Below are 14,132 nucleotides of genomic sequence, written 5' to 3' on the forward strand. Positions count from 1 at the left end.
TAACTCTGGTTAAGCTTTTGTTACATACTTATAAATTTCCCCGCCGACTTACTTATCTACCCAAGTCGTTTAGAAGAGATATATCTCCCAACTTTATTAAAAACCCCACAGCATAGACAACGAAAAGTCAACTTAGTAACTGAGGGACGGTGGTATGCCAAGATTTCCCAAAAGGGTAACTCTCCTGTTGAAGTTCCTATTGATATTCCCAAGGAAGTTGCTAATATAGCACCCTCATCTGTGGTATCCCTTCATCGCACACGGACTCAGCAGAATCCACCGTGTAGTGTCACCCGTGAAGAATTAATACTAGCTGCCCAAGAAATGGACGATAAATTGTCCCAGTTTGGGCAACAAGAAAATTATCGTAACCGCTTGGAAAACATTCTCTTCCAACTCTACGATCCTGAATCCAATAATTTCCATCAAGGTAATCAGCTGAATTTTGAAGGGTTGATCCACATTGTTGGACTTTTGAATGTGGGCAAGTCTACCCTGTTGGAAATTCTGATTTACCTCTTGGCTAAACAAGGATATCGTTGTGGGTTGATGGTGAATGATGTAGCTACAGCTGTGCGCCTCGCTTCTTTGTTTTGCCACAAGCTAGAAATTCCTGCTGCACCAGTGCTGGGTAGTAACCGCCAAGAACAATTGACAAAAGTCTATGAACCAATTCTCAAAAGTGAGGGTCAGGAAGTTACTAAGGGAGGGATGCACCCAGCTTGGCGTTGGTTTAGTCCAGTCTGCCCACTTTTAGCTTTAGTGCAATCAGAAGAGAAGTGGGAATTTGGCAATGAACCTTGTCACAAGCTTTATCAAAAAGTTCCTGTAGCTGAGAATGATGATTCTGATGATGAAGACTTGCAAGAAAGTGATTATAAGCAATACACTTGTCCCTTTTATTATAAATGTCCACGTCACCATTTAGAACATGATATTGCTACAGGTTTAGTCTGGATTTTCACTCCTGCTAGTTTCATTCATACTCGTGTACCCCGCCAGGGATTTGAACAAGACTTGACCTTTGCTGAGGCTGTTTATCGAGAATGCAAGTATCTCTTTGTTGACGAAGCCGATCGCGTACAGATTCAGTTTGACGAAGAGTTTGCCCCCGATGAAGTCTTAGTTGATGCTTCTGGAAAGTCTTTTTTAAATAAACTTGGACTAAATGTTGCCACGATTTACAATTCCGATCGCGGTGACATGGCAGGCGATCGCTTTCTTGCTTGGACAAGCGCACATTACCACACTCAAAATGCTACTAACCGCATCTATCATCTACTCCTCACCCACTCTAAACTAGTTGCGTGGTTGGGGCCACTTCCGTTTACAGGTCGTTCTCTATTTGCTCGGATTATCCGTGACCTCGTTGATCCCCCCAACATTACTGTTTCAGCCAAACCAAAGCTAACTCGCCAACAAATCATGGAAGAACGGCGTCAACGCATCATTGAAGCAGATTTGGCTCCCACAGAACAACGTCGCCGCCGTAAACAAATGATGGACGAACTAGACGGATTTTTGCAATATCCGCTTAACCGCCGTCGTGGAGGTGAACTTTCAGATTTGGCATTGACAATACTGACTGCGGAAAGCGATCGTCAAGCATTAGCTGAAATTGCTCCTTGGTGCAAAAGATGGTTAGAAAATCACAATATTTCCCTACCAGATGAAGCTCAATTTGAGGAACTAATCCGAAATCTTCAGTTTGCGATTTTAACTACCATACTCGATAACCGACTAGGTTTTTTAGTTGATAATCTCAGCGATCTTGGTCGGGTAATGAACTTGCACGACTTAAACCAAGACCTCTTGCATCGCCCACCAAAAGATTTTCTCCCAGTTTTACCAGAATCACCAGTAGGAAATATTTTAGGCTTTTTATATAAGCAAGAACGTAGCAATAAAAATGCTGGCAAGCTGGACTATTTCCGCTATGTGGGCGTAGGTCGTGCTTTACTGTTAAATTTCCCTAAACTGTTTGCAGTTGATGATTGGGATGGCCCGCATACTGTTCTGATATCAGGTACTAGCTACGCTCCTGGTTCGCCAGCCTATCACATCAACATAAAACCTACCGTGCTGCTGCAACCCAGAACTGGTGAGGCAGGTATAGCTGAGAGTCAATTTTTCTTTAGTCCCAAACAGAATCGAGAAGCTGACTATATTGCTTTATCTGGATTGCCACCTGCAAGACGGAAACTTGCTGCTAAAGAAATGGTCGAGGCTATGTGCCACTTTGCTAGAGGTGCAGAGAGTTTTCTAGATGGGGTAGTTGAGGATTTAGCACAGCGAAAACAACAGCAACCTGAATGGTGGAACGATCGCGATCGCATCTTGATTGTTGTGGGTAGCTACAAGGAATCTGAATGGGTAGCCTCTATCTTACAATCGCGCTACCGCTTCCACGTAAATATTAACAATGACGGTATCGCCACCCTCCGCCGTGACAATGCTCCCGCTCATCTTCATGGTATTCCTCGGAGTGAAATCCGAAATTTACAACATTTACCCACCCAGATTGTAGTTGCTCCTTTGATGGCTCTAGAGCGGGGTCACAACATCTTGAATGCTCAAGGTAAAGCTGCATTCGGTGCAGTCCTGTTCCTCAACAGACCTATGCCAATACCTGATAACTGGCAATCTACTGTTCAGCAACTCAACGCTTGGGCGCTGAAGCACGAAAAAGACTCCACCCTTTACGAAGAAGCTCAATCAACTTTGGGAAACCTAACCCTAACTCAGGTTGCAGATATATTCTACCAGAATGCTGCTGCCAAGATGGTCAATTTGAATTACACGGCGTGGTCTTTCAAACAACTAACAAAAGATGAGCGATCAGTACTTTGCTGGACTCAGTTAGTCAGTATCTGGCAAATCATCGGGCGTTTGGTGCGTGGTGGTGTACCAGCAGTAGTCCATTTTATTGATGTGAAATTTGCCCCAAATTCAGCCATTGGCGAACAAGACAGCGAAAGCACTTCACTTTTGGTTGCCATCATCAAGGTGCTGGAACCATATATCGAAAGCGAGGATGTGTTGGCGCGATCGCTTTACGGCCCTTTTGTGAATGCACTTCAACAAATGAAACAAAGAAACTTAAACTATGACTAAAATTATTCGTCCTGGTGGTTGGGAACTTACTGCAACGAATCCAATATGCGAACTCTCTGCAATCTATGTTCCTACTACATGGCGACAAGTTGCCAACAACCTTGCTCAACAGCGTGCCAAACTCAAAGGTCAACGTTATCAAGCCGTACCAGTTTATTCCCTCGATCCCTTAATAGTTGGTAGTTTTCCTCAAATTATCAAGACTGTACGTAATGGCTGGCAGAAAGGCAATGTACCTTGGTTGTTAGCCACAAAAACTACAGACGACCTTTCTGACTTGGGTAACTGTATCAAAGATTGGTTGATAGAAGAATTTAGTTGTTTAGAGGATGTTGAGTCAAAGCTTGCAAATCTGAATAATGATGATTGGCACTGGGAAGAGCCAAAAATGTATGATTTACTCCATCCTCAAGATAAGGTCGAAACAAGCAACCTTTACCAAGCCATTCCAGATTACCTTGCCAAGGAGTTTCTCCAAAAACCAAGAGTTTCCTTTGGTATCGATGAACAGTATGAACTGACATTTTATCGAGTAGTTAGCCTCCAAGGCGCTGAGTTAATGTCATGGCCTCCTAGTGAAGTTACGGTTCCTAAAGGAAAGGAAACAACAGAAACAGCATATATTTCGTTTGTCCTTGAGTTTGTTTTGCAAACAGTCCCTTGGCGCGAAAAACCGATTATCTATCATCATTTATCAGTTCGACGCTGGCTGACTCAACCTCTGAAATATGTACCCTACCCAGGTGTGAAAGCTCATATTGGTGATAACCGTCGGTGGTTAGATGGTCAACGTCAACCCTTTTGCTTTATTCCACTGATGATGAATCGTTATGGAAAGGAAGTGAAATGGCCTCAAGCCATCAGCAATCTTTTTTCTCTCAATGACTCTCAACTTCCTGACGCAAATAATTTCGTTTCTAATCCAAATCACAACTGGTCAGGTATCAACACAATTCCTAGTGGTATCCAAGCTGCGATCGCCTACACTTCTAAATTAGGAGATCCACCGTGCTTAGGTGGTGTCAGTCCACAGGATTTAGCTAGTCTAGATCAAGCTATTGAAGCACGTCTTCCTGTTCAGAGAGTGGGTGAGGCTGAGAGGGTGACAGGTAATGTTTTTATTTTCTGGCCTTCAGAAAAACCCAAAAAGAAAATTGTTCCTCTGCTTGCTGACGAAGAAAACCAATCTAATAAACCTAAAAAAGCAAAGAAATCTAACGACTCAAATCATTCACACACTCCAATGCTGCGACCAAAATTAGCAGTAGCGGCGGTATTTCGTGAAGCTGAAAATCCTCTTCGCACCATACTTATTTTGTGGGAAACTCCACAATGTCGTGATGCACTGATTGCTGAAATTTGCCAATTACTGTATTTATCACCCACAAAAGTAGAAAACATCTATCAAGGTTCCCACGGTTCGCTGTGCATCAAGACTCAGCATGTTGGCGACCTGACACAAGACTTAGAAATTAAAAAATTTTCTGAAGTTAAGAAAAATTATCAACAGCAACGCCCTGATTTATTAGCAGAACGCATTAATAAGATTACTGCATTTCTACCCCAAATCCAAGAACTAAGCGGGGCTTTAATCGAAATTAAACCTAAACCGTTCAGATCAGAAGCTGATCCTAAACTGGCGTGGCGAATTGGGGCAATGAAAGCAGGCTATCTCAATCAACACATCCACCGAATAACCACTAAAGCAGACCCGGAAAAGCTGAAAACATCTGGTTTAGAACCAGTGAAACGAGCAGTATCAGACTTACTTAGACAATTCGGAGTTTTACCTGATACTCCTTTAATCAATCCTAAAAAAGATGGTATTCCTCCTGATGTTTGGTTAACGTGCTTTTATGTTCTACGCCGCACTCGCAAAACAAATGCTGAAAACATTCCCAAAACTGTTGTTTTGATGATCAGAGTTAATCCACTTACAGCAAAAGTAGAGTTAACAACACCTGATTTATTTAATAAACAAGGCTGGGTATCATATCCTGTTGGACTCGCACATTTTTCATCTGAAGACTGGGATTTTAACTCTGATGATGAAAGTGATGAAGAACTTGATGAGGAACAAAAGCGCAAGGAGCAAACAAAAGAACAAAGATTAATCAATAAATTTGTTGCTGAATGTTTGCAAGATTGCTTAAATACTCCAATTACTGATAAAAAATTTCCACGTGTGCTATTCATGGCAGAAGCACAAAATGCCCGCAAAATGCTGAACTGGCTACAAAACCAAAATCTACTAACCAATGACCCACTATAAACGCTGAAACAGCACCTTTCACAAGAAGAAATCAATCGCCTCTGGATTGTGCGCTTACGAGTTGCAGAGAATGGTGAAGTACCAGTTGCTATTGTTAAAGATTCTGCCGGTAGTCGAACCAGTGGTGTTTACCGATGGCAAAATGTGTGTGATGATGGAGAGCGATCGCTCTACCTGAGCGTTAGAAAACCTTTAAATACTGAAAAGCACATATTACGCACATGGCAGTCTCGTCTTGACAATGGCAGCAGGCAAGCTGGAAAAGCCAGAATCTTAGAAATAGCCTTGATTCATCACCCAGAAATCACAGGCGACAAGCTAGCTCATTTTGTCCACTCTCTCAGAAGTCGCTGGTCTTATTTTGCCAATGACCTTATTCTACCATTGCCTTTTCCCTTTGCAATCAAGGCTAAAGAATATGCTGTCAGTGCTAAAGATCCTGTAGAATCCTCAGAGACTGAGGATTCTAATTTTTAACAACAATGCTGCCATTGAGATTTGGCAATGATATTAAATCCTTGGCTGTTAACCGCAAAGATTGGTAAGAATAGGAATAAGTAGAACGTTTTCCTAAAAAACAGTTTTTCAATATGAGCAATACCAGTAATTTTCGTGAAGCTATCCGTGAGGCTAAATCTCACGCCCTCGTTGGCCCAAACGTGATTGCCAACGCCCTCCCCTACGTCGGTGGTGGATTGGTGCTAACGGCATTAGGAACCTACGGCGGTTTGGGAGTTATCCGTACTAACCCCGGAATATTCTTTCCCACCTTCATTGGTGCGGTGATTGTGGAGTTAATTTTGTTCTTTGTTGCCCAAAATGTTGCCCAAAAAGGTAATAAGGGTCTTGCACTACCCCTGTTGGCAACCTACAGCCTCTTGTCTGGATATACTCTCAGTGGCTTGGTGTATGTCGCTTTGAGATCCCAAGGTGTTGGCATTCAAGGCATTGGTTTAGCAGCCCTTGGTTGTGGTGTCACTTTTATTGCTGCCCGTCAAATTGGTTCAAATCTTTCTGAACAAGACGGCATGGCTTTGACGAAAACCATCAATCTCGGCGTTATTGCCTTGGTGGTTGTGTGCCTTGCCCAATTTGGGTTTGCTATGTTTGGTGTTTACACGCCAAATTGGTTAGAAATTGCCATCTCCGGTTTAGGAGTATTCCTGTTTGTTGGGGTTTCTGTTGTCGATTTCTACATCTTGCCCCGCACTTACAGCGATGACCAATATCTGCCTGCTGCTTTGTCGATGTACCTTACTTACATCAACTTGTTTGTCTTTATCTTGCGGTTGCTAATCGCCATAAATGGCCGCGATTAATTGTCTGTAGGCACTAACAAAAGTAAAGTTCTATAAAGTAAAAACCGTGGTTAAATTTTTAGCAACCACGGTTTTTATCATCTGTTTAACACTAGAATATGTAGAGAAGTTAAGCCTCAAGTGAGCAAAACTATGCTTGAACTCTTAAATATCAAAATCGAAGTAGAAAGGTTGTCTAATATCTTGACCAAGGCTCAAGGCTGTCTTTGACCTCCAATATTTGACTGCAAAAATTCAATATTTAGATCGAGTAATTGCTCAAGCTGATTTTTGGAAGAATCCAACCCTTGCTTATGAGATACTTCAAGAAATTGAATACTTCATATTCTACAAGCATCAGCAATATCAGCGCTGGTGTTCGATTCTAGAAGATATCAAGACTGGTTTGGAATTGTTGGAATTATCAACCGATGAGCAATTGTGGCAAGAGGTGCAAACCAACCTTACCCAACTCCAACAAGAACTCGAAACAGCAGAAATACGACAATTATTGTCTGACCACCACGACAAAAAAGGTGCATTACTCACTATTACTGCTGAGGTTGATAATGCAGATGCTCAATACTGGGCATATATGTTGCTGAAAATGTACTGGCGTTGGGGAAAAATTCACAATTATCCATTGCATTTAGTAGAGATTTCTGAAGGGAATGAGGGCGGAGTTAAGTATGCAACCTTAGAAATTACAGCAAGTTGTGCATACGGCTACCTCAAATCAGAAACAGGCACACATCAGCTACAGCAAATATCGCCCTTCGATGTTACTAACAGTTTGCGGACGAGTTTAGCTAGTGTAGAAGTTATCCCAATATTGGATGAGTCCGTTGAATGGGAGATTCCAGATAAGAATTTGCAAATAACTAGGTGGCAGTGCAATAGCAGGAATATTAATTACTCCGAAACATGGGTAAAGGTGGTTCACATTCCTAGCGGGATTAGTGTATTTTGTAACCAAGAGCGTAGCCAGATGCAAAACAAAAAGAAAGCCTTAGCTATTCTCAAGAGTAAACTGTTTGCGATCGCACTAGCCCAAGGTGTCCAGCTTGACGAAATTAAACCTCGGCTGATAAAATCCCTATCTAGCAAGCTCATCCGTGAATATATCTTGCATCCTTACACCAAGGTGAAAGATTTACGTACCAATGTAGAAGCACCTGCTGCGGCAGAAGTCTTGAACGGTAAAATTGATTTGTTTATCAAAGCCTATCTGCAACAGCTAAATCACACTACTTCAGTGACCCAAGAAGCGCTTGATAATTTCAAGTCACTTTTGTAACTTATATAAGTAGTGTAGAAAAAATTTGCCCAACTACGGCTAAAATCAAGAAACATTAAGTAGAATAAAGAGCAGTTTTCCAAACCAAAGCGCTCTATCTATCATTCAGCAAGCACTATGGAAGTTTTAGAACTCAAACGCGAAATCGAAACGTTGTCTAGCCGCCTGGGTAAAACCCAGGACTATCTTTGACGTACCTGCACTGACAGCCAAAATTCAAGACCTCGAAAAAATATCAGCACAGCCAGAATTTTGGGATAACCAAACCCAAGCCCAACAAACTCTGCAAGAACTTAATGACTTGAAAGCCCACCTCGAGCAATACGATCGCTGGCACGCCAATCTCGAAGATACTAAGGCAGTTGTTGAGTTGTTGGAGTTAGAAACTGATGAGGCGCTACTCCAAGAAGCAGAATCTACCATCACCAAGCTGAATCGTGACCTGGATCAGTGGGAGTTACAACAGTTACTTTCCGGCCCCTATGATGCGGAAGGTGCTGTACTGACGATTAGTGCTGGTGCTGGTGGCACAGATGCTCAAGACTGGGCATTTATGCTAATGCGGATGTACACGCGTTGGGGCGAAGCTCACGGCTATAAGGTAACTTTAGCTGAAGAGTCGGAGGGTGATGAAGCCGGAATAAAATCGGCAACCCTAGAAATAACTGGTCGCTATGCTTATGGTTACTTGCGATCGGAAATGGGTACACATCGTTTAGTACGAATTTCTCCTTTTAATGCTAACGGTAAGCGGCAAACCAGTTTTGCAGGTGTGGAAGTGATGCCACAGATAGATAACTCTGTGCAATTGGATATTCCAGACAAGGATTTGGAAATCACCACAACTCGCTCTGGTGGTAAAGGTGGGCAAAATGTCAACAAAGTAGAAACTGCGGTACGGATTGTTCACCTTCCGACAGGTCTTGCCGTGCGCTGTACAGAGGAGCGATCGCAACTGCAAAATAAAGAAAAAGCCTTAAATCGCCTCAAAGCAAAGCTGTTGGTCATCGCCAAGGAGCAACGCGCCCAAGAAATTGCCGAAATTCGTGGCGATATGGTGGAAGCCTCCTGGGGAAACCAAATCCGTAACTATGTGTTTCACCCTTACCAAATGGTGAAGGATTTACGTACAAATACAGAAACAACGGCTATTGGCGATGTGATGAATGGCGAACTTGATACATTCATTCAAGCTTATCTGCGCCAAGAAAATAAATTAGTAGAAAGCACTGTTGCATAAGTTGCGATTATTTACAAGTGCTAAGTAATTATTTTTAATATTACTTAGCACTTATTATTTATTTTTCTAAGATTGGCGCGTAGGCGTAGCCCACACTTCTCTACGAGACGCTGCGCGAACAGCATGGTTCGACTTTGCTCACCAGCCGCTTAGTGACCATCGTAGACATCGCATAGCATTCCCTCTTGTAGGAGCGTTTTCAGATAAATTCCTTAGCAATATACAGGCGATCGCCATTCTATGCCAGACCAACTGTTACAGTTATAAAAGAGTCTGTGGACAAATAACTATGAGCAACACTCCTTCAACAGAACCTCAACCTAGCTATGTAAAACTCGCCATGCGAAACATGGTGCGCAAGGGTGGAACTTCCCTAAAGCATTTTGCGTTGACTGCTGTAGGGCTTTTAGCTCTCCTTGTTGGTCTTGCTTACCTAACTCACTAAGCTATTACGCAACTGGTGAGGGTTATCATTAGTCATTGGTCATTAGTCATTTATATTTCAAAGGACAGATGACCAATTGACTTAGGACAGTCTTAAAGACAAACCGTAAACCTCAGACTAGGAGACTGTGTGCCCCTGAGCGTTGAACTATACGTAGAGGATGGTTTTTACGAGTTGTCCCCGACAACATCTGTAAAAATTGATGACACTGATCCCCGAATTACTCCTGAAACTTGGGAAAATTGGTTTAATCACTGGTTGGAAATCCTTCACCCTCATATTCCGCCAGCGCCAAGTTATGAGATAGGGCTGCGTTTCACAGATGACTCACAAATTCAAGAACTGAATGCTCAGTATCGTCAACAAAATAAGCCCACAGACGTTTTAGCCTTTGCTGCTTTGGAGGTGGATTTTCCTCAAAGCCAAGAAATGCTTGCCTCTCTACCATTATACTTAGGTGATATTATTGTGTCTGTAGATACAGCGCAACGTCAAGCTCAACAGCAGGAACATAGCTTACCAACTGAGCTAGCCTGGTTAGCTAGTCACGGTTTATTGCACCTGTTGGGCTGGGATCATCCTGATGAAGAAAGTTTGGGGCGAATGTTAGAACAGCAAGTGAGATTGCTGAACGCAATAGGTATTGCTGTTGACATGGAATAGCAGGAGTTCATGTATTCTTTAATATTAATTTTGGGTAATACTTTTATAATACTTCTGTGGAAATTTGCTTAAAGATTGCCTCAAAGTTAATTCCGCCATTAAAATCAGCAAATATTCCCACTGTAGCAACTCTGTTCTTGTGTTTTTAAGTGTATGTCCCAAAAAATTTCTCCATCACCAACGCCCACCTCGTTACAAACACTGGTGTCTAACGAACGGGAATTCTCCTGGAAAGTAGCCTCTAATTTATTTGTTAGTTTTAAATATGCCTGGGCTGGAATCAGCTATAGTTTTCAAACTCAACGTAATTTTCGCATCCACGTAAGTGTTTGTGCGTTGGCGATCGCTTTAAGCGTTTTTCTACATCTGCAAGCCGTGGAAATCGCGGTAATTGGTGTAACTAGTGGTTTAGTTTTGGCATTAGAGTTACTAAATACAGCGATCGAGTCTCTTGTGGACTTAACCGTTAAGCAGACATACCATGAATTGGCAAAAATTGCTAAAGATTGTGCGGCTGGTGCAGTGCTTGTTTCTGCTTTGGTAGCGGTGCTGGTAGCTGGTACGCTCCTGCTCCCTCCTCTGGTAAAGTTAATTATATCGACTTTGTAGACGTGATTTGCTCCGGCGTAGCCCGCCGCAGGTATCGCCAAATGAGCCGATAAGAGGATCACACTCTGTCCGATCCCCTGGAGAACACATTATAAGCAATTAAAAAGTGAGGCGATCGTGCCAAGCATCCTGGGTAAAGGATTACTTGGTAATCTTTAGGCGTCCACGTCAGCGTTATTTTTACACCTAGCGAACAAATAGCATGAGATATTTGTCTATGCTTGTTGCAACTGATGAGTGGTAAAAACCAGGAGTTATGAGCTTTGATTATAGTTATCGACAATTACGACAGTTTTACATATAACTTGGTGCAGTATCTGGGAGAATTGGCAGCAGAATTCCCAGTGGCAGATGATATTAAAGTTTTTCGTAACGACAAAATATCCATAGATGAAATTCGGGCATTAAAGCCGGAAGCCGTGGTTATTTCTCCTGGGCCTGGTCGCCCGGAAGATGCCGGTATTTCTTTAAAATTGATTGAACAGCTAGGACAAGAGTTGCCAATCTTGGGCGTTTGTTTAGGACATCAAAGCATCGGTCAAGTGTTCGGTGGTAAAATAATTCCTGCTCCAGAGTTGATGCATGGTAAAACCTCTCAGGTGTCTCACACTGGGGTGGGGGTTTTTCAGGGATTAGAAAATCCTTTAACCGCCACCAGGTATCATAGTTTGGTGATAGAACGTGAGACTTGCCCAGATGTGTTAGAAATCACCGCTTGGGTTGAAGATAACACCATTATGGGAGTGCGACACCGGAACTATCCTCATATTCAGGGCGTCCAGTTTCACCCAGAGAGTGTCCTGACATCTTCAGGAAAACAGTTATTGCGAAATTTTCTGGAACAGTTACAGTCGAGAGCATAATTAATGAAACGACGACAGTTGATGGGCTATGCTGGGGCGGGGTTAGTCACAGCTTTGGTTACTAACTTGGGTTCTGAATCTCAAGCTGACGCACAATCTAGCGGTTTATCAGTTCAGTGGTTGGGTCATACTTGCTTTCTTTTTACTGGTGGCGGTGCGAAAATTCTCGTCAATCCATTTCGGGCGGCCGGTTGTACTGCTGGGTATCGTTCACCAAAAGTTGCAGCAGATTTAGTGCTGATTAGCAGCCAACTGCTGGATGAAGGTGCTGTGGACGTACTACCGGGGAATGCAAAACTCATCTATGAACCAGGAGTTTACGAGTTCAAAGGTATTAAGTTCCAAGGAATTGCCATAGACCACGATCGCAAAGGTGGTAGGCAGTTTGGTTCAAATACCGCTTGGAGTTGGAAGCAAGGCGGAATTAATATCCTACACTTAGGTGGATCTGCTGCACCCATTTCCATTGAGCAAAAAATCTTAATGGGGCGTCCCGATGTAGCATTTATTCCGGTGGGAGGCAGTGCAAAAGCCTATAATGCTGAGGAAGCAAAGCAGGCTGTGCAAATCTTAAATCCCAAGATAGTGATTCCAACCCATTACCGCACACAGGCCGCTGATGCTGCTAAGTGCGATATTTCACCACTGGATAATTTTCTGACCTTGATGCAAGGTATGCCAGTGCGACGTAGCAACACAGATACTATTTCCATTAGCCCTGGTAAATTGCCGGAGAATGGGGAAATTCAGGTTTTGAGTTACAAGTTTTGAGGAGCAGGGGATGAGTGGATGAGGGAGAATAATCAATGACTCCTGTCCCTTAGCTGCTGATATGATGTCCGTCTAATTGCCCATCATAAAAGCACACCACCTCCAACCCTTTCCCTTGCTAACCTGAGTTCTATATAAGAAATTAGCTTAAAAATCTTGTATGATCAGCTTTGAAACCAATTGAGCTAGAAAAAATATTGAGAATTAAACCTATTTCTTGAAAACAGAGTATTTATTCTCATTATGAGAGACTTGTTGATAGCAAAGCACGAATGCGTTTTTCACCCGAAAGCTTTATGTCTAATTTTTTGGGACATTTTTTTAAGTCGAACTCAGGTTTAAATAAGAAATGCTTATTCTTATAACCAATAAATCATCCATTTGTCATTAAAATCGGATAATTTTTTGAAAGAATTGAAAAGATTAGAATTTTACTTTTTAGGATTTCCCAATTATGAACCCTAACCTTAAAGATATATCCCCCAATTCGTCCCGCCGTCAAATTCTCAAGACTGCTCTCACCTTTGTAACTGGCTTAACCACCACATCACTGTTATCTTTTTTGATTCCCAAATCCACAAAGCCAGCAAAAGCACTTATTCCTGTGCAAAAAGCAAATGAGTTTGAACTTAAAGGTGAAGGTATTCAGATCAAGTATTCAGTTGTTAATGGAGTTCCACAGCTTGATTACAAAACTGAAAAAATTTCCCATAATTTCAGTGGTGATCAAATTGAGACATCAACCACTGCTGGAATCAATGATACACTACTCACAGTAATTATTAGCAGACCACCAAACTTTAATTTTATTCTCGGAAGTATAGTCAGACTGAGCTTATTCTTACCAGATATCAACTTAGTTAGCACTACGGATGAACTTACTGTCCAAGCCATAGCCATTTTAGCTACTCAGCAAGTTGAAGGAAATTTAGTTCGTGGCGTACCAGTGACACCAACGTCATATAAGACTTTTGTACTCAAGGGAACCGCTAGATACCGTAGATAAGGCCTAATTTCTGAAATTAATTCTTCCTGAGAACAATTCTTCAGATATCGCTTCACCTGGATTTGTCACTGGTGACTTGTATGAAGTATCGGCAAGCCGACGCTAATGTTCTGGTTGAGTCGTTCTTAGGACTTACGCATCGTACATAAGTGCTACATGCTATTTGGATGTTTCAGCCATGTTTAGCAACTAGCGATTGCTCATGTTGCGAATAAATCAAGGTTATACCAAGCGCCTGAAACGACTAAATACCGCAAACCACATTATGGTTAATTTGTACAGTGCATAAGTCCTATATCTGACTCCTGACTCTGCCAATTTTAGATTTTGAATTTTGGATTTTTGATTGAAGGAAAAATCTAAAATCTAAAATCTAAAATCTAAAATCGAATGACTCTTGTTTCTAGGTTTTAGAACGTATACCACTCTCCACCAAGCTTATCTGCGTCGCTGATAGGAGTCTCAACCGCTGTCGTCCCATCTATAGTCCAAATTTTGTCTGCACCTCCTGTCTGATCGCGCCAGTAGATGTCGGTCTTACCATCGCCGTTGAA

10 protein-coding genes and 2 pseudogenes are annotated in these 14,132 nt (G+C 42.2%); 11 read left to right on the plus strand and 1 reads right to left on the minus strand.

Going from position 1 to position 14,132, the window contains the following annotated elements:
• Positions 1–240: 240 nt before the first annotated feature.
• From ACFFAP_RS26990 to ACFFAP_RS27040, 11 genes and pseudogenes are all read left to right on the plus strand, one after another.
• The gene (locus ACFFAP_RS26990) at positions 241–3,114 is read left to right on the plus strand and encodes a hypothetical protein (protein ID WP_375514115.1); all 2,874 of its coding nucleotides are present in this window, start codon (positions 241–243) and stop codon (positions 3,112–3,114) included.
• Positions 3,107–5,863 (plus strand): annotated as a pseudogene (locus ACFFAP_RS26995) (pPIWI_RE module domain-containing protein). The gene ACFFAP_RS26990 and the pseudogene ACFFAP_RS26995 overlap by 8 nt, the downstream one beginning before the upstream one ends.
• A gap of 113 nt (positions 5,864–5,976) precedes the next feature.
• The gene (locus ACFFAP_RS27000) at positions 5,977–6,705 is read left to right on the plus strand and encodes a Bax inhibitor-1 family protein (protein ID WP_322648731.1); all 729 of its coding nucleotides are present in this window, start codon (positions 5,977–5,979) and stop codon (positions 6,703–6,705) included.
• Between the two features lie 132 nt (positions 6,706–6,837).
• Positions 6,838–7,981, plus strand: a protein-coding gene (locus ACFFAP_RS27005; protein WP_375514116.1) for a PCRF domain-containing protein whose coding sequence is annotated in 2 segments (ribosomal slippage) — positions 6,838–6,912 and positions 6,914–7,981 — 1,143 coding nt in all. Because the reading frame shifts where the segments join, the coding sequence is not laid out codon by codon here.
• Positions 7,982–8,098: 117 nt separating this feature from the next.
• Positions 8,099–9,221, plus strand: a protein-coding gene (prfB, locus tag ACFFAP_RS27010; RefSeq protein WP_375514117.1) for a peptide chain release factor 2 whose coding sequence is annotated in 2 segments (ribosomal slippage) — positions 8,099–8,170 and positions 8,172–9,221 — 1,122 coding nt in all. Because the reading frame shifts where the segments join, the coding sequence is not laid out codon by codon here.
• Positions 9,222–9,510: 289 nt separating this feature from the next.
• Entirely contained in the window at positions 9,511–9,666 is a 156-nt protein-coding gene (locus ACFFAP_RS27015; protein ID WP_109007913.1) for a DUF3285 domain-containing protein, read from the plus strand.
• Between the two features lie 135 nt (positions 9,667–9,801).
• Positions 9,802–10,329 carry an rRNA maturation RNase YbeY gene (gene ybeY, locus ACFFAP_RS27020; protein WP_375514121.1) on the plus strand — a complete coding sequence of 176 codons (528 nt, stop codon included), beginning with the start codon at positions 9,802–9,804 and terminating at the stop codon, positions 10,327–10,329.
• 153 nt (positions 10,330–10,482) lie between these two features.
• On the plus strand, positions 10,483–10,938 hold the full coding sequence (locus tag ACFFAP_RS27025) for a diacylglycerol kinase family protein (protein ID WP_334995234.1): 456 nt from the start codon (positions 10,483–10,485) through the stop codon (positions 10,936–10,938).
• 263 nt (positions 10,939–11,201) lie between these two features.
• The gene (locus ACFFAP_RS27030) at positions 11,202–11,801 is read left to right on the plus strand and encodes an anthranilate synthase component II (RefSeq protein WP_375514118.1); all 600 of its coding nucleotides are present in this window, start codon (positions 11,202–11,204) and stop codon (positions 11,799–11,801) included.
• A 3-nt stretch (positions 11,802–11,804) separates the two neighbouring features.
• Positions 11,805–12,572 (plus strand): MBL fold metallo-hydrolase, encoded by a 768-nt coding sequence (locus ACFFAP_RS27035; RefSeq protein WP_375514119.1) that lies wholly within the window; start codon positions 11,805–11,807, stop codon positions 12,570–12,572.
• Positions 12,573–13,026: 454 nt separating this feature from the next.
• A complete protein-coding gene (locus tag ACFFAP_RS27040; RefSeq protein ID WP_375514120.1) occupies positions 13,027–13,578 on the plus strand; it encodes a hypothetical protein in 552 nt (183 codons plus the stop codon).
• Positions 13,579–13,988: 410 nt separating this feature from the next.
• Here the strand turns inward: ACFFAP_RS27040 and ACFFAP_RS27045 are convergent.
• Positions 13,989–14,132: pseudogene (locus ACFFAP_RS27045) on the minus strand (VCBS repeat-containing protein); the annotation flags it as partial.

The sequence above is a fragment of the uncultured Nostoc sp. genome, assembly GCF_964245575.1.
In the GTDB taxonomy this organism is placed as follows: Bacteria; Cyanobacteriota; Cyanobacteriia; order Cyanobacteriales; family Nostocaceae; genus Nostoc.

Bases quoted from the DNA above. Each gene is read 5' to 3' on its own strand.
- ACFFAP_RS27015 (WP_109007913.1), top strand. From the start codon at position 9,511: ATGAGCAACACTCCTTCAACAGAACCTCAACCTAGCTATGTAAAACTC.
- ACFFAP_RS27040 (WP_375514120.1), top strand. From the start codon at position 13,027: ATGAACCCTAACCTTAAAGATATATCCCCCAATTCGTCCCGCCGTCAA.
- ACFFAP_RS27035 (WP_375514119.1), top strand. From the start codon at position 11,805: ATGAAACGACGACAGTTGATGGGCTATGCTGGGGCGGGGTTAGTCACA.
- ACFFAP_RS27025 (WP_334995234.1), top strand. From the start codon at position 10,483: ATGTCCCAAAAAATTTCTCCATCACCAACGCCCACCTCGTTACAAACA.
- ACFFAP_RS27000 (WP_322648731.1), top strand. From the start codon at position 5,977: ATGAGCAATACCAGTAATTTTCGTGAAGCTATCCGTGAGGCTAAATCT.